The organism is Streptomyces sp. NPDC033229 (genome assembly GCF_055576875.1).
In genome coordinates, this window is sequence record NZ_JBVIQR010000015.1 from 103,798 (window position 1) to 126,621 (window position 22,824).

The following is a 22,824-nucleotide window of genomic DNA, read 5'->3' on the forward strand; positions in this document are numbered from 1 at the left end:
GTTGGGGGTTTTTTCTTCCCCCCCCCCCCCCCCCCCCCCCCCTCTCTCTCCCCCCCCCCCGCGCCCGCAGGGCGCTTGCCGCCGTAGGCGGCCCGCGGCCCGCGGCCCGCGGCCCGCGGCCCGCGGCCCGCCGCGCACACGGGGATCACGCGTGAACTAGATTCGCAGCATGCCAGCTGTGTCTCTCCTCGCTCGGTCGCGTGCCCGCACCCTCGCGGCCTGTGCGACGCTCGTCATCGCCCTGCTCGCCGTCGCGGCGTTCGTGCCGCTGCCGTTCGCGATCGCGCAACCCGGCTCGACCGTGAACGTCCTCGGTTCCGAGGATCGCAAGCCCGTGATCAGCATCAGCGGTGCGCCGAGCCGTCGGACCAGCGGGCAGCTGCGCATGACCACCATCGTGGCCACCGGCCCGCAGGTGAAGGCGAGCCTGAGCGACGTCCTCGACAGCTGGTTCCGCTCCGACCGCGCCGTCATGCCGCGCGACTCCGTCTATCCGCCGGGCAAGTCGGACAAGGACGCCGAGAAGCACAACTTCGCCGAGATGGCGAAGTCGCAGGACAACGCCGCCCGGGCCGCGCTGCGCTATCTCAAGCGCTCCCCGAAGGACGTGAAGGTCGACCTCAGCCTCGCCAACATCGGCGGGCCGAGCGCCGGGCTGTTCTTCGCGCTCGGCATCGTCGACAAGCTCGACGGCGACGGCCGCGGCGGCGACCTCACCGGCGGCCGGACGATCGCGGGCACCGGCACCATCGAGCCCGACGGCACGGTGGGCGCGGTCGGCGGTGTGGCGCTCAAGACACAGGCCGCCAAGCGGGACGGGGCGACCGTCTTCCTCGTCCCGAAGGACGAGTGCTCGGACGCCGACGGCCAGGTCCCGGACGGTCTGCGGCTGATTCCGGTGACCGAGCTGAAGGACGCGGTGGCCTCGCTGCGTGCCCTGGCCGCCGGACAGCAGGTCCCCAGCTGCTGACAGGACAGCCGCTGACCGTCGCACGGTGACCCGCGCCGCTCGGCGTCAGCCCTTCTTGATGAATCCCTCCGCGATCAGCCAGTCCTTGGCCACCTCGTGCGGGTCCTCCCCGTCCACGTCGACCTTCGCGTTCAGCTCCCGCGCCACGTCGTTCGTCAGCTTCGCCGTGATCGGGTCGAGCACGTCCCTGATCGCCGGGTACTTCCGCATCGCCTTGCCGTTGATCTCCGGGGCGGCGTTGTAGTTGGGGAAGAAGTGCTTGTCGTCCCGCATCACCGCGAGGTTCATGGCCTTGATGCGGCCGTCGGTGGTGAAGACCTCGCCGAACGTGCACGAGCTGCCGCCCGACACCTGGGTGTAGATGATGCCGCCGTCCATCTTCTGGATGCGGGAGGCCGGGACGTTCATGCCGTAGGTCTTCGCCATCCCCGGCAGACCGTCGTTGCGGGCCGCGAACTCGCTCTCCACGCACAGCGACACCGCCGACGGGTCCGACTTCGACAGCGCGGCGACGTCGGAGAGCGTCTTCGGCCCGTACTTCTTCTCGTTCGCCCGGTTCAGCGCCAGCGCGTACGTGTTGTTGAGCGCGGCGGGCGCGAGCCAGACGATGCCGTTGCGGGCGTCGGCCTTCTCCACCGCCCGCCACTGCTCCCGTGGGTCCGTGATCGGCCTGTCGTGGCCGAGGTAGGTGATCCAGGCGGTGCCGGTGTATTCGTACATCCCGTCCGCGCCACCGGTCTTGACCGCCTCGCGGGCGCCGATCGACCCCTGGATGTTGGTGCGGTCCAGGACGCTCGCGCCCGCCGCCTTGAAGGCGAGGCCCATGATCTGGCCGAGGACGATGTTCTCGCTGAAGTTCTTCGAGGTCACGGTCAGGTCCGCGCCCTTGAGCGGCAGCCCCTGGCCGACCGAACCGGGCGCCACGTCGTCCACCATCGGCGAGCCGCTCGTCAGACCGCACCCGCCGAGCACGAAGGGGCCCAGCAGTGCCCCCGCGAGGGCCGTGGCCCAGACCGTGCGCGCCGCGCCGCCCCTGCGCACCGCTCGCGCCGCCGTCACCTGCCGCCCTCCAGTCCGCGCGGCCGCAGCAGCAGCTCCGCCAGGGATGCCAGCCAGTCCACCAGCAGCGCCAGCGCCACCGTCAGCAACGACCCCAGCACCAGCACCGACATCCGCTGATTGGTGATGCCGGAGGCGATCAGATCGCCCAGCCCGCCACCCCCGCCGAAGTACGCGAGGGTCGCCGTGCCCACGTTCAGCACGAGCGCGGTACGCACCCCCGCGAGGATCAGCGGTACGGCCAGCGGCAGTTCGACCCTGCGCAGCACCCCGATCGGGGACATGCCGATGCCGCGCGCGGCCTCCACCAGCGTCGGGTCGATGGCCTTCAGACCTGCGACGGTGTTGGCGAGCACGGGCAGCACCGCGTACGCGATGATCCCGATCAGCGCGGCCCGGGTGCCGATGCCCAGCCAGATCACCAGCAGCGCCAGCAGGCCGATCGCGGGCGTGGCCTGGCCGATGTTGGCGACCCCCATCACCACGGGCGCGGCGGGCCGCAGCCGGCGGCGGGTCAGCAGGATGCCCAGCGGGATGGCGATGATCAACACGAAGAAGGTGGAGACGACGGTCAAATAGATGTGCTGGCGCAGGCGCAGCCACACATTGCCGTTGTCGATGGAGTTGCGGGCGATGGAGTCGAGATCGGCGCCGCGGAACCAGAGCCAGGTGCCGAGCAGCACCAGGGCCAGGGTGGCGGGCAGAAAGGTCAGCTTCTGCCAAGTGATGCGGCGGCGTGCGGGTGCCGATGCCGGGGCGGGTGGTGACTGCCCGTCCCGGCCGGGCCCGTCGAGGCCGGTGCCGGACGGCCCGTGCGGTCGCGGCCCGGCGCCGCGGCTCTCCTCCGGGTCGCGGAAGGCGATGCCTTGGACCTCGTGCTCGCCCGCGTGCCGCTCATCCCCCGGCGGCGGCCCGTCCCCGCGCGTCACGGCGCCACCCGCGGGTGCGCCCGGGGTCGCCTCATGCCCGTTCCCCCTGCCCGCCGGTCGTGCCCTCCTGCTCCTGCCGGGTCTGCTGGGCGCGCCGTTCCTCCAGTTCGTGCTGGTGCTCCACGGCGTCGAGCCGGTCCTCCTCCAGCAGTTGCTGGACGGAGTTCATGAGCGTCTCCATGTCCACCACGCCCTCATACACCCCGCGCCGCCCGGTCACCGCCACCCGCCCGGTGTTGTCCGTCAGCACCGCCTCCAACGCGTCGCGCAAGGTCGCGTCCCGGGTGACCGTGTCGTGCACGAGCGTGCCCGCCCGGGCCAGGGAGCCCTTGGCGCGCATCAGGTCGCCGCGCCGCAGCCACTTGTACGGGCGGTGGTGGCGGTCCAGCAGCAGCAGTTCGTTGGTCGTGCCCGAGCGCAGCTTGTCGAATATCGACTGGAGCGGGTCGTCGATGGTGGCGGTCGGGAAGGCCACCACCGGCACGTCCCGTACGCGGGTGAGGTTGAGCCGTTTGAGCGCCGCGCCGGCGCCGACGAAGCCGGAGACGAAGTCGTCGGCCGGGTTGGTGAGGATCGCCTCGGGGGTGTCGAACTGGGCGATGTGCGAGCGTTCGCGCAGCACCGCGATGCGGTCGCCGAGCTTGATGGCCTCGTCGAAGTCGTGGGTGACGAAGACGATCGTCTTGTGCAGCTCGTGCTGGAGCCGGATCAGCTCGTCCTGGAGGTGGTCGCGGGTGATCGGGTCGACCGCCCCGAACGGCTCGTCCATCAGGAGGACGGGCGGGTCGGCGGCCAGCGCGCGGGCGACGCCGACGCGCTGCTGCTGCCCACCGGAGAGCTGCCGGGGGTAGCGGCCCTGGAACTCGCCCGCGTCCAGCCCCACCAGGTCCAGCATCTCCTCCACCCGGGCGCCGATCCGTGCCTTCGACCAGCCCGTCATCCTCGGCACGAGCGCGATGTTCTGCGCGACGGTCATATGGGGGAACAGCCCGGAGGACTGGATGGCGTAGCCGATCTTGCGGCGGAGCTTCACCGGGTCCATGTCGGTGACGTCCTCGTCGTCGATCCGGATCCGGCCCGACGTCGGCTCGATCAGCCGGTTGATCATCTTCATCGTGGTGGTCTTGCCACAGCCGGACGGACCCACGAAGACCACCAGCTCACCCGCCTTGATCTCCATGTTCACGCAGTCCACGGCGGGTGTGGCGGTGCCCGGATAGCGCTTGGTGAGATTCTCCAGCTGGATGGTGGCACCGGACGGCCTCCGGCCGGCGGGGGGCGGCTTCGCTTCGGCCGGTGGCGGTGCGGCGGGCGGCACGGGCACGGGCGACTCAGGCACGGATCCCCCTCGGGATGGTCAGCCGGCCGATCAGGACGTACGCGGCGTCGAAGAGCAGCGCGAGGACGATGATGCCGAGCGTCCCGGCGAGCACCTGGTTGAGCGCGTTGGCGCTGCCCAGCGACGAGATGCCGCGGAAGATCTCGTTGCCGAGGCCGGGCCCCGAGGCGTAGGCGGCGATCGCGGCGATGCCCATCAGCATCTGCGTGGAGACCCGGATGCCGGTGAGGATCGGCGGCCAGGCGAGCGGCAGCTCCACCCGGAACAGCCGGGCGGGCCGGGACATGCCGATGCCGGTCGCCGCGTCCACCAGCGAGGCGTCCACCCCGCGCAGGCCGACAATCGCGTTGCGGACGATCGGCAGCAGCCCGTAGAGCGTCAGGGCCGTGACCGTGGGGGCCACCCCGAGGCCCGTGATCGGGATGAGCAGACCGATCAGCGCCAGGGAGGGGATGGTCAGGATCGTCGCGGTCGAGGTGACGGCGAGATTGCCGGCCCACTCGCTGCGGTACGTGGCCACGCCGATCGCCACGCCGAGCAGGGTGGCGACGACCATGCACTGGAACACCGCGCTGGCGTGCTGGTACGTGTCCGCCAGCAACTGGGCGTGGCGGTTGCCGACGTACTCCCAGAAGCCCACCCGCTCCTCCTCGCCGAATGCCGAATGTCGCCGAGCCGGTCCCTCGTCCTCGTCCTCGTCCGTTCGCGGGCTCGGTCCTTCGAGCCCTCAGTCCTGCGAAATCCTCCGAAGAGCCCTCCGAGCCCTCAGTCCTCCGACGCCTGCTTGACCAGCGGGATGATCCGCAACGGCACCGCGTTCTCCATGACGATCGCCGTGGAGGCCCGCACAATGCCATCAAAACCCACAACCCGGTCGATCACCCGCTGGAGGTCGGCGTTCGAGCGGGCGACCAGACGGCAGAGCATGTCCCCGTGCCCGGTGGTGGTGTGCAGCTCCAGCACCTCGGGGACGGTCGCCAGATGGGTCCGCACGTCCGCGCCCTGGCCCTGCTTGATCTCCAGCGTCGCGAAGGCCGTCACCGGATAGCCGAGCGCCGCCGGGTCCACCTCGGGGCCGAACCCCCGGATCACCCCCTGGGACTGCAACCTGTCCAGCCGCGCCTGCACGGTGCCGCGCGCCACGCCCAGGCGGCGCGAGGCCTCCAGAACGCCGATGCGCGGCTCCTCGGCGAGCAGCTCGATCAGGCTGCCGTCCAAACGATCGATCGCCATGCGACACCTCTCGTGGTCATCCTGTACAGAACGCCCGGTAACCCCGACCGGACTATGTACAGAATGCCCAGCGGAAACAGAAACTATTGCGCACCTTGTGGATCGGCGGGACGCTGCGACCATGACTCAGACCACAGATCACACCCCTCACACCGCACGGCAGGCCGACCCGTTCCCGGTCAAGGGCATGGACGCGGTGGTCTTCGCAGTCGGCAACGCCAAGCAGGCCGCCCACTATTACTCCACCGCCTTCGGCATGCGACGCGTCGCCTACTCCGGCCCGGAGAACGGCAGCCGTGAGACGGCGAGCTACGTGCTGGAGTCCGGCGGCGCCCGCTTCGTCCTCACCTCCGTCATCAAGGCCACCACCGACCGGGGCCGCTTCCTCGCCGACCACGTCGCCGAGCACGGTGACGGCGTCGTCGACCTCGCCATCGAGGTCCCGGACGCCCGCCGCGCCTACGCCTACGCCCTCGAGCACGGCGCCACCGGCCTGGAGGAGCCGCACGAGCTGACCGACGAGCACGGCACCGTCGTCGTCGCGGCCATCGCCACCTACGGCAAGACCCGCCACACCCTGGTCGAGCGCGCCGGCTACACCGGCCCCTACCTCCCCGGCTTCGTCGCCGCCGAGCCCATCGTGGAGCCCGGCCCGCGCCGCTTCCAGGCCATCGACCACTGTGTGGGCAACGTCGAGCTCGGCAAGATGGACGAGTGGGTCGCCTTCTACAACAACGTCATGGCCTTCACCAACATGAAGGAGTTCGTGGGCGACGACATCGCCACCGAGTACTCCGCGCTCATGTCGAAGGTCGTCGCGGACGGCACCCGCAAGGTGAAGTTCCCGCTCAACGAGCCGGCCATCGCCAAGAAGAAGTCCCAGATCGACGAGTACCTCGAGTTCTACAACGGCCCCGGCGTCCAGCACATCGCCCTCGCCACCAACGACATCGTCGCCTCCGTACGGGCCATGCGCGCGGCCGGCGTGCAGTTCCTCGACACCCCCGACTCGTACTACGACACCCTCGGCGACTGGGCCGGCGAGACCCGCGTCCCCGTCGAGACACTGCGCGAACTGAAGATCCTCGTCGACCGCGACGAGGACGGCTATCTGCTGCAGATCTTCACCAAGCCGGTCCAGGACCGCCCCACCGTCTTCTTCGAGATGATCGAGCGACACGGCTCCATGGGCTTCGGCAAGGGCAACTTCAAGGCGCTCTTCGAGGCGATCGAGCGGGAGCAGGAGAAGCGGGGGAACCTCTAGCCGGTTCGGGGTTCCCGGAGGGTTAGGTGCCCCCGAGCGGGGGTGGGCCTCAACGATGCCCTCAATCGCCGGGCGGGCTGATTTTTGGCCCGTCCGGTGACAGGGTGAGGGTATGGGCGAACTGATCAAGCGGCTCCGTGAAGGCCTCCCCGGGGAAGCCGTGCTCACCGACCCCGACGTCATACGCGCGTACGCCAACGACATGGCGAGCTTCTGCGAGGCCGGCACCCCCGCCGTGGTCGTGCTGCCGCGCACCGTCGAGCAGGTGCGGCACATCATGCGCACCGCGACCGCGCTGCGCGTCCCCGTCGTCCCGCAGGGGGCCCGCACGGGGCTGTCCGGCGCGGCCAACGCCAGCGACGGCTGCATCGTGCTCTCGCTCGTCAAGATGGACCGGATCATCGAGATCAACCCGGTCGACCGGGTCGCGGTCGTCGAGCCGGGGGTCGTCAACGCCGTCCTCTCCCGTGCCGTCGCCGAGCAGGGCCTCTACTATCCGCCGGACCCCTCCAGTTGGGAACAGTGCACCATCGGCGGCAACATCGGCACCGCGTCCGGCGGCCTGTGCTGCGTCAAGTACGGGGTCACCGCCGAGTACGTCCTCGGCCTCGACGTCGTCCTCGCCGACGGGCGGCTGCTGAGCACCGGCCGCCGCACCGCCAAGGGCGTCGCGGGCTATGACCTCACCCGGCTCTTCGTCGGCTCCGAGGGCAGCCTCGGCATCGTCGTCAGGGCGACCCTGGCGCTCAAGCCCGCACCGCCCGAACAGCGGGTGCTGGCCGCCGAGTTCCCCTCCACCGCCACGGCCTGCGCGGCCGTCTGCGCCATCATGGCCCGCGGCCACGCCCCCTCACTGCTGGAGCTGATGGACCGCACGTCCGTCCGCGCCGTCAACGCGATGACGCGCATGGGCCTGCCCGACGCCACCGAAGCCCTGCTGCTCGCCGCCTTCGACACCCCCGACCCGGCCCCGGACCTCGCGGCCGTAGCCGAACTGTGCACCGCCGCCGGGGCCACCGAGGTCGTCCCCGCCGACTCCGCCGCCGAGTCCGACCTCCTCCTCCAGGCCCGCCGGATGACCCTGAACGCCCTGGAGACCCTCAAGCCCGCCACGATGATCGACGACGTCTGCGTGCCGCGCTCCCGGCTCGCCGACATGCTCGACGGCACCGCCGCCATCGCCGAGAAGTACGCCCTCACCATCGGCGTCTGCGCCCACGCCGGGGACGGCAACACCCACCCCGTCGTCTGCTTCGACCCCGCCGACGCCGACGAGGCGCGCCGCGCCCGCGAGTCCTTCGACGAGATCATGGCCCTCGGCCTGGAACTGGGCGGCACGATCACCGGCGAACACGGTGTGGGCGTGCTGAAGAAGGAGTGGCTGGCCCGGGAACTCGGGCCGGTCGGCCTGGAGATGCAGCGCGGCATCAAGGCCGTCTTCGACCCGCTCGGCCTGCTCAACCCGGGCAAGGTCCTGGACCTCTGCCCTCCGGACGGGCTTGAAGCAAGCCCGTCCGGCGATTAGGACACCGCCGCGCAGCTGTGGTGTCGGCCGGCGCCTGGGCCCCGGGCGCCACGGGCCCGCGGCGCCCACTCACCTGATCCGCCGGACACGGCCTACCGCTCCGGCGACTCGTCCGACGACCATGGATCACGCCCCCACGGGTCGTCGCCCGGCGTCGGGGCCAGCAGCTCGCGCACCGCCTCGTCCAGGCCGAGCAGCTCGGACTCCGTGCCCGGCGGGACGACCCGCAGCGTGCGCTCCAGCCACGCCGCCACCGCCGACGCGGGCGCCCGCAGCAGCGCGCGGCCGTCCGGCGACGTCAGGGCCACGCAGACCGAGGACCGTCGGCCGGTCTTGGCCGGCCACACCCGTACGTCACCGATCCCGCACGGCCGAAAGACGCCCTCCACCAGCAACTCGCGGGCGAACGTCCAGTGCACGGGCAGCTCGGAAGTGATGTGAAAGGCGATGTGGACGGCGTACGGGTCACTCGTACGGTAGGTCAGCCTGGCCGGCACAGGGATGCTGCGCTCCGGCGACAGCACCAGGCTGAGCTCCAGCTCTCGTTCCACCACGGTGTGCATCAGTTGCGCCCTCTCTGCTCTGCTTCTCTCGGTGCGTGACCCCTCGTGAACGGGCCCGCACCGGATAGAGCGCATCGACCCCCACACCATTACGCGACTTCGCCACATCCATCCGAATTTTTTTCGCGGGGCGACACGGCGGGTCGCACCGCGTCGGCCGGTCGCACGTGTGAGTGGTCCCGTCCGCAGGACGGCCACAGACGACTGGGCCGTCTGGTAGACCTGTTGGTTGCGCTCCGGGTTGCCTTTTGCGCATAGAGATCACAAGGTCCCGTCATCCGGGTCCGGAGCGGCATACACGACCTCGCGCGCGTGCGGCAGACTGTTTGCCGCCATCCGCCCCACCGACACGACACCCCAGTCACGAACCCAGCCACGACACCCCAGTACGGCCGAACAGATACGGGACATCGGAGACCATGAGCGCCCCTACCTCAGGATCCGCCGACGGCAGCCCCGCTTTTGGGTGGTATCCAGATCCCTCCATTCCGCGCTATATCCGGTTCTGGAGCGGGGTGGCCTGGGTGCCCGGTACGAGTCGGCCCGCCCCCGCCGAGGGGGAGCCGATGCCCGCGCCGCCCGCCGGGGTGGCCCCCGCCGCGGCCCCCGCGCTCGCCGCCCCCGTGCCGTCGACCCCTCAGCCGGCCTCCCTGGACCCTCGGCAGACCCCCCGTCAGGTGGACACCGCGCAGAGCGCCGGACCGCTGCCGGAGGAGACCGGGCCCATGTTCCTGGACGAGGAGCCCGCGCTGCGCGACGCCCGTGCCGAGGCGGCCGGGCGCAACGACGGCGCCGGGCGGAACGACCCGGGCCCAGACCCGCGTGACCCCCGCGACACGCGTGATCCCCGCGACCCGCGTGATCCCCGTGACCCCCGGGCCGACCGGAGCGGTGCCCCGGGCGCGGCCCTCCCCGCCGCCCGCGACCCCCGCCTGCCGGGTGCGCCCGCGCCCACCGACCCCACCTCGTCCGCCGCGCCGGAGAGCCGCACCGGCGCCGACGGCCGCCCCGGCGGCGCGCGCGGCGGTGACGCCCGGCCCGCCCGCGGCGACGGCACGCTGACCATCCGCGCCAAGCGCCCCGGCCCGGGCCCCGCCCCCGCGACCGGTAAGCCCGGCGGCACGATGCAGTTCCGCCCGCCGACCCGGCCGCAGCCCGACCCCGACCTCTCGCCCGCCCCCCAGGTGTGGCCCGACGCCCGTGCCGCCGAGGCCGCCTTCGACGCACCGGCCGCGGCACCCGCCGAGCGGGACCGCCCGGCGCAGCGCCGCCCGGTGCTGCCCGCCACCACCGTCGCCCCCCAGCCCCGGCCCCGGCACGACGAGAGCCGCCCGGAAGGACCTGCGCCCACCCGCCAGGAAAAGCAGCAGGAAAAGCAGCAAGAAAGGCACCAGGAACAGCGGCAGGAACAGCGGCAGGAACAGCGGCAGGAACAGCGCCAGGAACACCGGCAGGAGGAGCGTCAGGAGCGCCCCGCCCCCGTCGGCTGGGCGCAGCAGGTGCAGCAGCTCGCGCAGGCGCAGCCCGGCGACGCCCCGGGGTGGAAGCCGCCCAAGGACGACCCGTTCCTGCGGATGAGCCAGGCGCAGGGCAGGCCCGCCGCGCTCGGCCGGCGGCTCGCCGCCCGGCTCGTCGACACCGCCGTCCTCGCCGGAGCCGTGGGTGCGGTGGCCGTGCCGCTGTGGGGCAAGTCCGTCGACCACATCGACGAGAAGGTGCGGCAGGCGAAGCAGTCCGGGCAGACCGTGACGGTCTGGCTGCTCGACGGCACCACCGGCACCTACCTGGGCATCGTCCTCGGCGTGCTGTTGCTGTTCGGCGTGCTCTACGAGGCACTGCCGACCACCAAGTGGGGGCGCACGCTCGGCAAGAAACTGTGCGGGGTGCGCGTCCTCGACATCGAGTCCCACGACACGGTCCCGTTCGGGGCGGCGCTGCGCCGCTGGCTGGTGTACGGGGTGCTGGGCGTGCTCGTCATCGGTGTGGTGAACGTGCTGTGGTGCCTGGTCGACCGGCCGTGGCGGCAGTGCTGGCACGACAAGGCGGCCCGTACGTTCGTCGCGTCCGCCGGGGACTGATCGCCCACTCGGGCGAAGCCCCGCGGACCGGGGCAACTCGAACGGCATGCGGGCGGATGCACATACCGGAACCCTGGGTTCCACTTGGCCCATGAGCACCGATCAGCCGCGCGACGACGACCCGTTCCAGAAGGGGCCGCCGGAGCCCCCTCCCGCCGGATCGCCCTACGGCGGGCCCTACGGGAGCCCCCCGCCCGGCGGCGGGCCCTATGGTGGCGGCCCGTACGGCGGCGGCCCCGGGGGCGGCGGGCCGGGCAATCCCTACGGGGACCAGTACGGCGCGAGCGACCCGCTCGCAGGCATGCCGCCGCTCGCCTCACGGCTGCGCCGACTGGTCGCGCGGATCATCGACGGTCTACTGGTGAGCGTGCCGATCAGCCTGATCTTCTCGCTGGCCTGGCGCGACTACGACCCCTGGAACGACAACGCCAAGTCCACCAGTCTGTCGATCGTGATCGCCGTCGTGTACTTCTGCTACGAGGGGATGATGCTGACCAGCCGGGGGCAGACGGTCGGCAAGATGGCGATGAAGATCCGGGTGGCGATGCTCGACAACGGCGCGATCCCGGCGGGCCGGGCGGGTTGGACGCGTGCCGCTGTCTACTCCCTACCGGAGGTCGTGCCGTGCTGCGGCTTCCTCTTCTGGCTGGTCAACGTCCTGTGGTGTACATGGGACAAGCCGTATCAGCAGTGTTTGCACGACAAGGCGGCGCAGACCGTGGTGGTCTCAGCCGCCCAGTGAGTGCTCACTGATCCGTGAACCGGCGTGCCCGGGTGTCCGCTGAGCGGGCCCCCGGGCATGTTCGCGCCGCCCCCGGCGGGGCAGCGGCGCGCGCAGGGCGACGAGCAGCCCCAACACCAGGGCGGACAGGGTGATGACCGCGATCCCGGCACCCGAGCGCGTCTGCGACAGCAGCAGCATGGCGAGGGTCGAGAGGACAACGGTGGCCGAACCGTAGGCGATCTGCGCGGGAGTCGGACGCGGCATGGCGGGATCCGTCCTCGGAGCATTCGATATGGGGGAGATGAGTCGGCGCTGGTACGTACCGCAAACCGACTCTACGGTCCTGTCTGCCCGGGCGGAACTTGCGGTAAGCGTGACCTAACCCACGGTGTTGGGAGCATGAAGGGCGCACGGGGTCATCGGGCTGTCCAACAGGTGAGATCGACGCGCCCGTTGATGTCCGATTTCGGCAACTTAAAGGCCGAGTAACGTACTTGCTCCAACCGGAACAGTCAAGATCTGTCTTTTCTTGTTACTGTCCGGTCAAATACCTCCACAGTTGTTACTGGGGAGGCAGCACAAGTGAAGAGCAGACAACGGAGGATCGCCAGGTCCGCCGCGGTGGCCACGGTGGTCACCGCACTCGGCACCGGCACCCTCGCGGTCGGTATCGCCCAGGCGGCGGGCGCGACCGACGGCCCGGCCGAGCGGCAGACGATCCAGCGCCAAGACCCTGACCAGGTCAAGCGCGCCGTCGAGCACGACCTCAAGGGCCCGTACACCAAGAAGAACGAGGCGAAGCGGAAGGCCGCTCTCGAGCAGGTCATATCCGGCGACGCCGAGACCGAGCAGCGCGGCGGCTCGAAGGTCGTCAAGCTCGGCAAGGGCAAGTACGTCGAGCTGGCCCGGGAGAAGACCGACAAGATCTTCACGATCCTCGTCGACTTCGGCGCCAAGGTCGACGACACCACCATGTACGACCCGGACGGCCCCGACGGCCCCAAGCCGCCGGTGAAGAAGTACGGCGGCACGCCCGGCCCCGCGCACAACGAGATAGAGCAGCCCGACCGCAAGAAGGACAACAGCACGGCCTGGCGGAAGGACTTCAACCGCAAGTACTTCCAGGACCTCTACTTCTCGCACGACAAGGGCAAGGAGTCCCTGGCCAAGTACTACGAGAAGCAGTCCTCGGGCCGCTACTCCGTCGAGGGCCAGGTCACCGACTGGGTCAAGGTCCCGTACAACGAGGCCCGTTACGGCTCGAACTACTGCGGATCCACCAACTGCCCGAGCGCCTGGGACCTGATCAGCGACGGCGTGAACCAGTGGGTCAAGGACCAGAAGGCCGCCGGCCGCAGCGACGCGGCGATCAAGGCGGAGCTGGCCAAGTACGACCAGTGGGACCGTAACGACTTCGACGGCGACGGCAACTTCAACGAGCCCGACGGTTACATCGACCACTTCCAGATCGTGCACGCCGGCGAGGACGAGTCCGCGGGCGGCGGCGCCCAGGGCAAGGACGCGATCTGGGCGCACCGCTGGTACGCCTACGGCTCCGACGCCGGCAAGACCGGCCCGGCCACCAACAAGGCGGGCGGCACCCAGATAGCCGACACCGGCATCTGGGTCGGCGACTACACCATGCAGCCGGAGAACGGCGGCCTCGGTGTCTTCGCCCACGAGTACGGCCACGACCTGGGCCTGCCGGACGAGTACGACACCAGCGGCGAGGGCGAGTCCTCGGTCGCCTTCTGGTCGCTGATGTCCTCCGGCTCCTGGCTCGGCAACGGCAAGGACTCCATCGGCGAGCTGCCCGGCGACATGAGCGCCTGGGACAAGCTGCAGCTGGGCTGGCTCAACTACGGCAAGGCGAAGGCGGCGACGAAGTCGACGCACAAGCTGGGCGTGGCGGAGTACAACACCAAGGACAAGCAGGCGCTCGTCGTCGACCTTCCCGCGAAGAAGGTCAAGACCGACGTCGTCAAGCCCGTCGAGGGCTCCCAGCAGTGGTGGAGCGGCGCGGGCGACGACCTGAAGAACACCCTCTCCCGGCCGGTCGACCTGACGGGCAAGTCCAAGGGCTCGCTGGACCTTTCGGGCTGGTGGGACATCGAGGAGAACTACGACTTCCTCTACGCCGAGGTCTCCACGGACGGCGGCGCCAACTGGACCCCGCTCGACGGCACCGCCGACGGCAAGGCCATCACCCGTGACGGCGGCGACAAGCCCGCGCTGACCGGTGTCTCCGGCGCGTACAAGAAGCTCTCCTACCCGCTCGACGCCTACGCGGGCAAGAAGGTCGACCTGCGCTTCCGCTACTCAACCGACGGCGGCGCCGGCGGCAAGGGCTTCACGGCCGATGCCATCACCGTCAACGCCGACGGCAAGGCGATCGTCACGGACGGCGCCGAGGCGGGCGACAACGGCTGGACGACGAAGGGCTTCTCGCGCATCGGCGCCTCCTTCACCAAGGACTACCCGCAGTACTACATCGCGGAGAACCGCCAGTACGTGTCGTACGACAAGACCCTCAAGACGGGTCCGTACAACTTCGGCTGGAAGTCCACCAAGCCGGGCTGGGTCGAGCACTACCCGTACCAGAAGGGCCTGCTCATCTGGAAGTGGGACACCTCGGAGAAGGACAACAACATCAGCGCCCACCCGGGCACCGGCCGGATCCTCCCGATCGACGCCCACCCGAAGGCCGAGAAGTGGACGAACGGTGAGCTGATGCGCAACCGTTTCCAGGCCTACGACTCGACGTTCAGCTGGTTCCCGGCGCAGGGCTACACGGTCCACAGCGACGGTGTCGCCAAGCGCGTCAAGGGCAAGGCCGGCTCGCCGGTCTTCGACGACCGCAAGGGCACGTACTACGACAAGTCGAACCCGACCGGTGGTGTGAAGGTTACTGACACCAACACCCGGATCAAGATCCTCCACGAGGCTCTGAACGGTTCCACCATGACCGTCCAGGTGACCCCGTCCGGCAAGTAACCGGCGAGTAGCCGGTAGTCGAAACGGCATCACCCCAGGTCGGACATGCATCGGCCGTCGCCCCCTAGCGGGCGGCGGCCGATCGTGCCGAGAATGCCTGTCATGACCTTGTTATTGACACACTTGTCAAAAACGCGGCTCCGACGGTGTGCGGGAGAGGGGTGACGCGGGTGGCAGGTGGTGGGTTCGCCAAGCTTCCCGACGGCAGCGTGGTCGTCGCCCTGCCCCTGCCCAGCCCACCCGGCGGCGGTGGCACACCGGGCGCCCGGGTACGCGTCCTGGTCCACGCGGCGAACCGGCAGCGGGCCCTGACCCGATTGCGGAACCTCGGCCTGCGCGCGGTCTACCTGCGCGGTAACGCGGAGCCGCCTACTCCGGACGAGATCACGGCCGTCCTGCATCACCCGGACGGACTCGTCTGGCGCTCCGTCCCGGACGACGACACGGAATCCTGGCACCCGATCGCCACGCTGCTGCGGCGCAGGCCTGCGGGTGCGGCGTAGGCCGTGGTGGGTGCACCTCCGCTGCGCGGCGGTGTCCTCAAGCGCCGGACGGGCTGCAGTGCTGTGTCCTCAAGCGCCGGACGGGCTGGTTTCGGCTGAGCTCAGCCACAACCAGCCCGTCCGGCGCTTGAGGACGCGCCCGCAGGGCGCCCGCCGCCGCAGGCGGCAAAGACGGCCCGCAGGCGGAGCCGGACAGGGCGCTAGCCGACCTGGACGACCGGCTTGCCGCTCAGCTCCACGCCCGCGTCCCGCAGCTCCTCCAGCGCCCGCTGGGTGGTGTGCGGGGCGACGCCCGCGGTCAGGTCCAGCAGCACCTGCGTGGTGAACCCCTCGCGCCGTGCGTCCAGGGCCGTGGCCCGTACGCAGTGGTCGGTGGCGAGACCGACCACGTCCACCTCGCTCACCCCGTGCTCGCGCAGCCAGTCACCGAGCGACGTGCCGTTCTCGTCGGTGCCCTCGAAGCCGCTGTACGCGGCCGCGTATGCGCCCTTGTCGAAGACGGCGTCGATCGCCCCGGAGGCGATCACGGGCGCGAAGTTCGGATGGAATCCGCTGCCCTCCGTGCCGGCCACACAGTGCGTCGGCCAGGTGCGTTCGAAATCGGGATGCTCGGAGAAGTGCTCACCGGGGTCTATGTGGTGATCACGGGTGGCGACGACGTGCCGGTATCCGGCGGTCGCCTCGCCGACCAGGTCGGTTATGGCCGCGGCCACGTCGGCGCCGCCGGCCACCGCGAGGCTGCCGCCCTCGCAGAAGTCGTTCTGCACGTCGACGATGATCAGCGCACGATGCATGGTGCAGATCCTTTTCGAAGGAGTTATCGGCCGACTGTGCGGATCAACTCGCTGTGACCGAGGGTAGTGACTCTCCGCGCGTTGCGGGAGGGCGTGTCCGGCGGGGCGCTCGTCGCACCGGCCCGATGCGCCCCCGCGCCCTCACGCGTCGTGGGTGACGTACTCCGTCGGCAGGACCGCCTCGCCGCGCGAGAGCTGGGTGGCCGACATGGGCAGCCCCGCGCGGGCTGCCGCGTGCCGGTCGCGGGCCGCGTCCAGCGGCTCCCGGGCGACGACCTCCCCGCCCCGTACGAGCTCCACGAGCAGCTGCCGGTCGGCCAGATCGTCCGGGACCGGGCCGGTGCCCACGACCTCCGCCTCGGCGATCCCCGAGGCGTCCAGCCGGCGCGCGGCCCACTTGCGGCCGCCCACGGAGGACTTGCCGCCCATCGACTTCTTCGCCACCGGCCGCAGCGGCGCGTCGGCCCCGCCGCCGTCCGCGCGGGCGACGAGCTTGTAGACCATCGAGCAGGTGGGGTGGCCGCTGCCGGTCACCAGCTGGGTGCCCACTCCGTAGGCGTCGACGGGCGCGGCGGCCAGCGAGGCGATCGCGTACTCGTCCAGGTCGCTGGTGACCACGATCTTCGTCTTGGTCGCGCCCAGGTCGTCGAGCTGCTGCCGCACCCGGTGGGCGAGCAGCAGGAGGTCGCCGGAGTCGATGCGCACCGCGCCCAGCCCGGGTCCCGCGATGTCCACGGCCATCCGGACGGCCTCGGTGACATCGAAGGTGTCCACCAGGAGGGTCGTGCCACTGCCGAGCGAGTCGACCTGGGCGGTGAAGGCGTCCCGCTCGCTGTCGTGCAACAGGGTGAAGGCATGCGCACTGGTGCCGACGGTCGGGATGTTGTAGCGGAACCCGGCCGCGAGGTCGGAGGTGGTGGCGAAGCCGCCCACGTACGCGGCACGCGCCGCGGCCACGGCCGCCAGCTCGTGGGTGCGCCGCGCGCCCATCTCGATCAGCGGCCGCCCGCCCGCCGCGATCGACATCCGGGAGGCCGCCGCGGCGACCGCCGAGTCGTGGTTGAGGATGGAGAGGATGACGGTCTCCAGCAGCACCGCCTCGGCGAAGGTGCCCTCGACCCGCATGATCGGCGAGCCGGGGAAGTACACCTCGCCCTCGGGGTAGCCCCAGACGTCACCGCGGAAGCGGTAGTCGGCGAGCCACGCGCGCGTCGGCTCGTCCACGATGCCCTGTTCGGTCAGGAAGGCCAGCACATTGGCGTCGAAACGGAAGTTCTCGATGGCGTCCAGCACCCGGCCGGTGCCCCCGACGACGCCGTAGCGGCGGCCCTCGGGCAGCCGCCGGGTGAAGACCTCGAAGACCGAGCGCCGGTCGGCGGTGCCGGCCCGCAGCGCGGCTTGCAGCATCGTGAGTTCGTACCGGTCGGTGAAGAGAGCCGTCGACGGCACAGCCACCGGCAGCCCCAGGTCCGCAGCGTTCACTTCGCCCTACCTCGCAATTCCGATCCTGGCGTCTGGCACGGATGCTACCCCGATTACTCGTCAGAGTGACGATTTCTAGGGCCGGTCACCGGCGGAACCCGCCCGTGCGCGGACCCGTTTGTGCGTCGGGCAGGGGGGAGTGGCAGCATGGATACGTGAGCGACGCACACGAGGCCGCCGGGCCGCAGACGAGGTCGGTCCGCAGCGTCGCCTCGTGGGCGGAGAAGCGAACGATGGAGCAGGTGTGAGCGACGCACACGAGGCCGCCGGGCCGCAGACGAGGTCGGTCCGCAGCCTCGCCTCGGGCCGTTGTCGCCCGGCCGCAGCCGCGTGCGTGGGCCTCGTGGGCGGAGAACGCAACGATGGAGCAGTGGTGAGCGTCGCACCGGTCGAGATCGAACGTCCCGAGTCGAGTGAGGCCCCTTATGCGGTGGCCGAACCGGACGTCCCCTGGGTCACGTTGGTCCACAACGACCCCGTCAATCTTATGAGTTATGTGACGTATGTCTTCCAGGCGTACTTCGGCTATTCCAAGGACAAGGCACACCGACTGATGCTCGACGTGCACCACAAGGGCCGCGCCACGGTCTCCAGCGGCAGCCGCGAGGAGATGGAGCGCGACGTGCAGGCGATGCACGGTTACGGCCTCTGGGCGACCCTGTCGCAGGACCGCTGATGGCCGGGCACTTCGAGCCGCTTCCCGGCGGCGGGGCCGCCGTGGCCCTGGACGAGGTCGAGGTCTCCATCCTGCGCAGCCTGGCCGTGCAGCTCCTGGAGCTGATCGGGCCCGGCGCCGACCAGGGCCCCGAGGACGCCGACCCGCTCGCCCGGCTCTTCGCCGAGGGCCCGAGCGAGCCGCCCGCCGATCCGGCGCTGGCCCGGCTCTTCCCCGACGCCTACGGCGCCCCCGGCTCCGAGCAGGATCCGCAGGCCCGCGCGTACGCCGCCGAATTCCGCCGCTACACCGAGAACGACCTGCGCGCCCGCAAGCGCGACGACGCCCTCGCAGTCGTGCACTCGCTCGACTCGCTGACCCTGACCGGCGACGACGACAGCGACGCCGTGCTGCGGCTGTCGGCCGACGAGTGCCGGCAGTGGCTCGGCGCGCTCAACGATCTGCGCCTCGCCATCGGGACCCGGCTGGAGATCGGCGACGAGGACGACAGTGACGAGCTCTTCCGGCTGCCGGACGAGGACCCGCGCAAGCCGATGGTGATGGCGTACCTGTGGCTCGGGGGTCTGCAGGAGACGCTCGTCGAGTCACTGATGGCCTAATGGCGGCGTGGTGCGCCGCGGCCGCGCGGTGCCATTCCGGGCCGCCCGTCGCCCTGAGCAGCGCAGACTCGCTCCGCCGATGGCTCGGGGCCGGTAACGGACGGGCCCGGGATGTCCCGGTCCCCCCGGGTTCGGACGGCCCGGATGTCCGGAATACGGACACCCGGCAAAGGGTGTCCGATGATCGGACACTCCACCCCGCATAACGATCCCGTCACCCTAGTGGCAGGTTTTAGCGGCACTATTTACATTTGTCCTACTTTGCGTGTGGCGCCGATCACACATCGTTGAACGATCTCCTGTCCGCGTGTGATAAATCTTCACGACCTGCCTCCGTGACGCCACCCATGTCACGGCGGGAGCGCTTAGCCGGCCGACCGTCGGCGTTTTTCAGGAACTCCATCCGGGGGGATCGGGACCCGATCCGGACGCACCGGGTCGGTATGGAGAAAGGCGCACCACCATGACCTCTGAGCAGGTCGCGGACCGTACCGCAGACGCGGGGACCGCAGGGCAGGACGGAAGCGGACAGGACGCTTCCGAGGGTTACCAGCGTGGTCTGGGCAACCGACAGATCCAGATGATCGCCATCGGCGGTGCCATCGGCACCGGCCTGTTTCTCGGCGCGGGCACGGCCATCCACAAGGCGGGGCCCAGCCTGATCCTGGCCTACGCGATAGCCGGCCTCGTCATCTTCTTCATCATGCGTGCGCTCGGTGAGCTGCTCATGTACCGCCCGGTCTCGGGCTCCTTCTCCGACTACGCCCGTGAGTTCCTCGGCCCCTTCTGGGGGTACGTGACCGGCTGGACGTACTGGCTCTTCTGGGTCGTCACCGGCATCGTCGAGGTCACCGCCGCGGCGACCTATATGAGCTACTGGACCCACGGCGACGTCCCGCAATGGGTGTCCGCGCTCGGGTTCACGGTCATCCTCTACTTCGCCAACCTGATCTCCGTGAAGCTCTTCGGCGAGCTGGAGTTCTGGTTCTCCATGGTCAAGGTCACCGCCATCATCGGCATGATCCTGATCGGCCTCGGCGTGATCACCCTCGGCTTCTCCGACGCCGGTGACACCGCCACCTTCACCAACCTCTGGTCGCACCACGGGTTCTTCCCCCACGGCATCCGCTCCACGCTGATGACGCTGCAGATCGTGATGTTCGCCTTCCTCGCCGTCGAGCTCGTCGGCGTCACCGCGGGCGAGGCCAAGGACCCGAAGAAGACCCTGCCCAAGGCGATCAACACCGTCCCGTGGCGGATCGCGGTCTTCTACATCGGCGCCCTGATCATCATCCTGTCCGTGGTCCCGTGGACCGAGTTCATGCCCGGCATCAGCCCCTTCGTGGCGGCCTTCGCGAAGATCGGCCTGCCGGCCGGCGCCGGCATCGTCAACTTCGTGGTGCTGACGGCGGCGCTCTCCTCCTGCAACTCCGGCATGTACTCCACCGGCCGCATGCTGCGCGACCTCGCGCTCAACGGCCAGGGCCCGAAGTTCTTCGCCCAGCTCACCAAGAAGGGCCTGCCGCTGCGCGGCACGACCTTCTCGGCCGCGCTGATGCTCGTCGGCGTCTGGATCAACTACCAGTGGCCGGGTGAGGCGTTCACCTACGTCGTCTCCTTCGCGACCATCTCGGGCATGTGGGCGTGGATCATGATCCTCGCGGCGCAGCTGATCTACCGCCGCAAGGCCAACCGCGGCGAGCTGCCGCAGTCCGCGTTCAAGGCCCCCGGCGCGCCGTGGACCAGCCTCTTCGCGCTCGCCTTCATCTTCATGGTGATCGTGCTGATGGGCATCGACAAGGACTCCCGGATCTCCCTGTACTGCGCGCCCATCTGGGCCGCGATCATGGTGGGCTCGTACTACATCCTCAAGGCCCGCAACCCGCAGGCATTCGCCCGCAAGGACTACTCCGCGGCCACCGTCGACGAGGGCCAGAAGACCCTCTGACACGGGAAACCGTCCGGCATCCGGGCCCGTCCGTACCACTCTCGGTACGGACGGGCCCGTCTGCTTATCCTGACGAACATGCTGACCATTACCCAGGCCCTGTACGACCAGATCGTCGCGCACGCCCGCGCCGACCACCCCGACGAGGCGTGCGGCGTGGTGGCCGGCCCGGCCGGCAGCGGCCGCCCCGAGCGCTTCGTCCCGATGCTCAACGCGGCCCGCTCGCCCACGTTCTACGAGTTCGACTCCACCGACCTCTTCAAGCTCTACCGCGACATGGACGACCGCGACGAGGAACCCGTCGTCATCTACCACTCGCACACCGCCACCGAGGCCTACCCCTCCCGCACCGACATCGGCCTCGCGAGCGAACCCGGCGCCCACTACGTCCTCGTCTCCACCGCCGACACCGACGACGCCGGACCCTTCCAGTTCCGCTCGTACCGCATCGTGGACGGCCAGGTGACCGAGGAGGACGTACACGTCGTCGAGGCGTACTGACACCCGCGGCCCCCCCGGACGGCCGCGCCCACCCGTCCCGGCCGACAAGATGCGGTGGTCCGCATCGCGGGACGAACTTCCGGTGCGCTCAGGGGGAATCGATACCATGTGCCCATGGTTTTCCACGACGTGATCCAGAAAGCGCCGGGCACCCTGCTCGTGGCGCGGCGGCACGTCGATCTGTGCCGCCTCGCCGCCGCGCTCTGTCCGCGCGGCGCCGCCGAGTGAGAGCCGCGGCGCCCGCTTCGCCCGCGCCCCGCGCGACCCACGAGCATCCCCGCACTTCCCCGCACTCCGACAGGAGCACAACCATGGCCATCGAGGTCCGCATCCCGACCATCCTCCGCACCCACACCGACGGCCGGAAGGCGGTCGAGGGCAGCGGAGCCACGATCGACGAGCTCTTCAAGGACCTCGAGAGCCGCCACCCGGGCATCCGCGAGCGCCTGGTCGACGAGGCCGCCGGCGGCGAGCTGCGCCGCTTCGTCAACGTCTACCTCAACGACGAGGACGTCCGCTTCCTCGCCGGCATCAGCACCGAACTCACCGACGGCGACAGCGTCACCATCCTCCCGGCGGTCGCCGGCGGCCGGGACTGACCCGTGCGCTACGACAGCCCCCTGGCCGCGGTGGGCAACACCCCGCTCGTCCGCCTGCCGCGCCTGTCCCCGTCCCCGGACGTCCGGATCTGGGCGAAGCTGGAGGACCGCAACCCCACCGGTTCCATCAAGGACCGCCCCGCCCTGCACATGATCGAGCAGGCGGAGAAGGACGGCCGGCTGACCCCGGGCTGCACCATCCTGGAGCCCACCTCCGGCAACACCGGCATCTCCCTCGCCATGGCCGCCCGCCTCAAGGGCTACCGCATCGTGTGCGTGATGCCCGAGAACACCAGCGAGGAGCGGCGCCAGCTGCTCGCCATGTGGGGCGCGGAGATCATCCCCTCGCCCGCCGCCGGAGGCTCCAACACCGCCGTACGCATGGCCAAGGAACTGGCCGGGCAGCACCCCGACTGGGTGATGCTCTACCAGTACGGCAACCCCGACAACGCCGGTGCCCACTACGCCACCACCGGCCCCGAGATCCTCGCGGACCTCCCCGAGATCACCCACTTCGTGGCCGGCCTCGGCACGACCGGCACCCTGATGGGCGTCGGCCGCTACCTGCGCGAGCAGGTACCGGACGTCCGCATCGTCGCCGCCGAGCCGCGCTACGACGACGTCGTCTACGGCCTGCGCAACCTCGACGAGGGCTTCGTCCCCGAGCTCTACGACGAAACCGTCCTCACCACCCGCTACTCCGTGGGTTCCGAGGACGCCGTCCGCCGCACCCGCGAACTCCTCGCCGAAGAGGGCATCTTCGCGGGCATCTCCACCGGCGCGGTCCTGCACGCCGCCATCGGGGTGGCCCGCAAGGCCGACCGGGCGGGGGAGCGCGCCGACATCGTCTTCATCGTCGCCGACGGCGGCTGGAAGTACCTTTCGACCGGCGTCTACACCGCGGCCACGACGGAAGCGGCCGTGGAGACCCTGCACGGGCAGCTCTGGGCCTGAGCCTGGCGGGGGGGGGGGGGGGGGGGGGGGGGGGGGAAGAAAACAAACCCCACCGCTGGGGGGGGGAACAGAAGGGGGGCCCCAACCCAC

Annotated in this window: 23 protein-coding genes; 14 read left to right on the forward strand and 9 right to left on the reverse strand. The window is 70.4% G+C overall.

The annotated features are described in order from the left end of the window. Positions 1–169: 169 nt before the first annotated feature. Positions 170–970, forward strand: a complete 801-nt coding sequence (locus ACZ53N_RS15890; protein WP_469141432.1) for a YlbL family protein — start codon at positions 170–172, stop codon at positions 968–970. A gap of 45 nt (positions 971–1,015) precedes the next feature. On the opposite strand, the gene ACZ53N_RS15895 is transcribed toward ACZ53N_RS15890, so the two are convergent. From ACZ53N_RS15895 to ACZ53N_RS15915, 5 genes are all read right to left on the reverse strand, one after another. Further along, positions 1,016–2,029, reverse strand: coding sequence for a glycine betaine ABC transporter substrate-binding protein (locus tag ACZ53N_RS15895; protein WP_469141433.1), 1,014 nt, complete (start codon positions 2,027–2,029; stop codon positions 1,016–1,018). Beyond that, positions 2,026–2,958 (reverse strand): ABC transporter permease, encoded by a 933-nt coding sequence (locus ACZ53N_RS15900; protein ID WP_469141434.1) that lies wholly within the window; start codon positions 2,956–2,958, stop codon positions 2,026–2,028. Before ACZ53N_RS15900 ends, ACZ53N_RS15895 begins: the two co-directional genes overlap by 4 nt. A 31-nt stretch (positions 2,959–2,989) precedes the next feature. Continuing rightward, entirely contained in the window at positions 2,990–4,276 is a 1,287-nt protein-coding gene (locus ACZ53N_RS15905) for an ABC transporter ATP-binding protein (RefSeq protein WP_469141495.1), read from the reverse strand. A 13-nt stretch (positions 4,277–4,289) separates the two neighbouring features. Next, positions 4,290–4,937: an ABC transporter permease gene (locus ACZ53N_RS15910; RefSeq protein WP_469141435.1), complete on the reverse strand. Its 648-nt coding sequence runs from the start codon at positions 4,935–4,937 to the stop codon at positions 4,290–4,292. Positions 4,938–5,062: 125 nt separating this feature from the next. Next, positions 5,063–5,530, reverse strand: coding sequence for an Lrp/AsnC family transcriptional regulator (locus tag ACZ53N_RS15915; protein ID WP_469141436.1), 468 nt, complete (start codon positions 5,528–5,530; stop codon positions 5,063–5,065). Between the two features lie 121 nt (positions 5,531–5,651). Here ACZ53N_RS15915 and hppD point away from each other — a divergent pair, with 121 nt between their 5' ends. Beyond that, the gene (gene hppD / locus ACZ53N_RS15920) at positions 5,652–6,794 is read left to right on the forward strand and encodes a 4-hydroxyphenylpyruvate dioxygenase (protein ID WP_469141437.1); all 1,143 of its coding nucleotides are present in this window, start codon (positions 5,652–5,654) and stop codon (positions 6,792–6,794) included. A gap of 112 nt (positions 6,795–6,906) precedes the next feature. After that, positions 6,907–8,319, forward strand: a complete 1,413-nt coding sequence (locus tag ACZ53N_RS15925; RefSeq protein ID WP_469141438.1) for an FAD-binding oxidoreductase — start codon at positions 6,907–6,909, stop codon at positions 8,317–8,319. 92 nt (positions 8,320–8,411) lie between these two features. Here the strand turns inward: ACZ53N_RS15925 and ACZ53N_RS15930 are convergent, their stop codons facing one another. Then, positions 8,412–8,882 carry an SsgA family sporulation/cell division regulator gene (locus tag ACZ53N_RS15930; RefSeq protein ID WP_469141439.1) on the reverse strand — a complete coding sequence of 157 codons (471 nt, stop codon included), beginning with the start codon at positions 8,880–8,882 and terminating at the stop codon, positions 8,412–8,414. Positions 8,883–9,301: 419 nt separating this feature from the next. Between ACZ53N_RS15930 and ACZ53N_RS15935 the strand changes: the two genes are divergently transcribed. Then, on the forward strand, positions 9,302–10,960 hold the full coding sequence (locus ACZ53N_RS15935; protein ID WP_469141440.1) for an RDD family protein: 1,659 nt from the start codon (positions 9,302–9,304) through the stop codon (positions 10,958–10,960). A gap of 91 nt (positions 10,961–11,051) precedes the next feature. Further along, a complete protein-coding gene (locus tag ACZ53N_RS15940) occupies positions 11,052–11,702 on the forward strand; it encodes an RDD family protein (protein ID WP_469141441.1) in 651 nt (216 codons plus the stop codon). Here the strand turns inward: ACZ53N_RS15940 and ACZ53N_RS15945 are convergent. Further along, positions 11,688–11,948: a hypothetical protein gene (locus tag ACZ53N_RS15945; protein WP_469141442.1), complete on the reverse strand. Its 261-nt coding sequence runs from the start codon at positions 11,946–11,948 to the stop codon at positions 11,688–11,690. The genes ACZ53N_RS15940 and ACZ53N_RS15945 overlap by 15 nt on opposite strands. A gap of 318 nt (positions 11,949–12,266) precedes the next feature. Between ACZ53N_RS15945 and ACZ53N_RS15950 the strand changes: the two genes are divergently transcribed. Then, a complete protein-coding gene (locus tag ACZ53N_RS15950) occupies positions 12,267–14,678 on the forward strand; it encodes an immune inhibitor A domain-containing protein (RefSeq protein WP_469141443.1) in 2,412 nt (803 codons plus the stop codon). A 170-nt stretch (positions 14,679–14,848) separates the two neighbouring features. Beyond that, positions 14,849–15,181 carry a hypothetical protein gene (locus tag ACZ53N_RS15955; protein ID WP_184729441.1) on the forward strand — a complete coding sequence of 111 codons (333 nt, stop codon included), beginning with the start codon at positions 14,849–14,851 and terminating at the stop codon, positions 15,179–15,181. A 200-nt stretch (positions 15,182–15,381) separates the two neighbouring features. On the opposite strand, the gene ACZ53N_RS15960 is transcribed toward ACZ53N_RS15955, so the two are convergent. Further along, positions 15,382–15,975, reverse strand: coding sequence for an isochorismatase family protein (locus ACZ53N_RS15960; RefSeq protein ID WP_469141444.1), 594 nt, complete (start codon positions 15,973–15,975; stop codon positions 15,382–15,384). A 141-nt stretch (positions 15,976–16,116) separates the two neighbouring features. Then, a complete protein-coding gene (locus tag ACZ53N_RS15965) occupies positions 16,117–17,457 on the reverse strand; it encodes a nicotinate phosphoribosyltransferase (RefSeq protein ID WP_469141445.1) in 1,341 nt (446 codons plus the stop codon). Positions 17,458–17,830: 373 nt separating this feature from the next. Here ACZ53N_RS15965 and clpS point away from each other — a divergent pair, with 373 nt between their 5' ends. The 7 genes from clpS to ACZ53N_RS16000 all read left to right on the forward strand — a co-directional run bounded on the left by clpS (position 17,831) and on the right by ACZ53N_RS16000 (position 22,734). Beyond that, positions 17,831–18,133 carry an ATP-dependent Clp protease adapter ClpS gene (clpS, locus tag ACZ53N_RS15970; RefSeq protein WP_130878040.1) on the forward strand — a complete coding sequence of 101 codons (303 nt, stop codon included), beginning with the start codon at positions 17,831–17,833 and terminating at the stop codon, positions 18,131–18,133. Then, complete coding sequence (locus ACZ53N_RS15975; RefSeq protein WP_469141446.1) at positions 18,133–18,732, forward strand: DUF2017 domain-containing protein; 600 nt, start codon at positions 18,133–18,135, stop codon at positions 18,730–18,732. Before clpS ends, ACZ53N_RS15975 begins: the two co-directional genes overlap by 1 nt. A 463-nt stretch (positions 18,733–19,195) precedes the next feature. Then, a complete protein-coding gene (locus tag ACZ53N_RS15980) occupies positions 19,196–20,680 on the forward strand; it encodes an amino acid permease (RefSeq protein WP_469141447.1) in 1,485 nt (494 codons plus the stop codon). Between the two features lie 78 nt (positions 20,681–20,758). After that, complete coding sequence (locus ACZ53N_RS15985) at positions 20,759–21,181, forward strand: M67 family metallopeptidase (protein ID WP_469141448.1); 423 nt, start codon at positions 20,759–20,761, stop codon at positions 21,179–21,181. Between the two features lie 114 nt (positions 21,182–21,295). After that, the gene (locus ACZ53N_RS15990; protein WP_362214519.1) at positions 21,296–21,409 is read left to right on the forward strand and encodes a putative leader peptide; all 114 of its coding nucleotides are present in this window, start codon (positions 21,296–21,298) and stop codon (positions 21,407–21,409) included. 83 nt (positions 21,410–21,492) lie between these two features. Then, a complete protein-coding gene (locus ACZ53N_RS15995; protein ID WP_469141449.1) occupies positions 21,493–21,780 on the forward strand; it encodes a MoaD/ThiS family protein in 288 nt (95 codons plus the stop codon). A gap of 3 nt (positions 21,781–21,783) precedes the next feature. After that, positions 21,784–22,734, forward strand: a complete 951-nt coding sequence (locus ACZ53N_RS16000; protein ID WP_469141450.1) for a PLP-dependent cysteine synthase family protein — start codon at positions 21,784–21,786, stop codon at positions 22,732–22,734. Positions 22,735–22,824 lie beyond the last annotated feature (90 nt).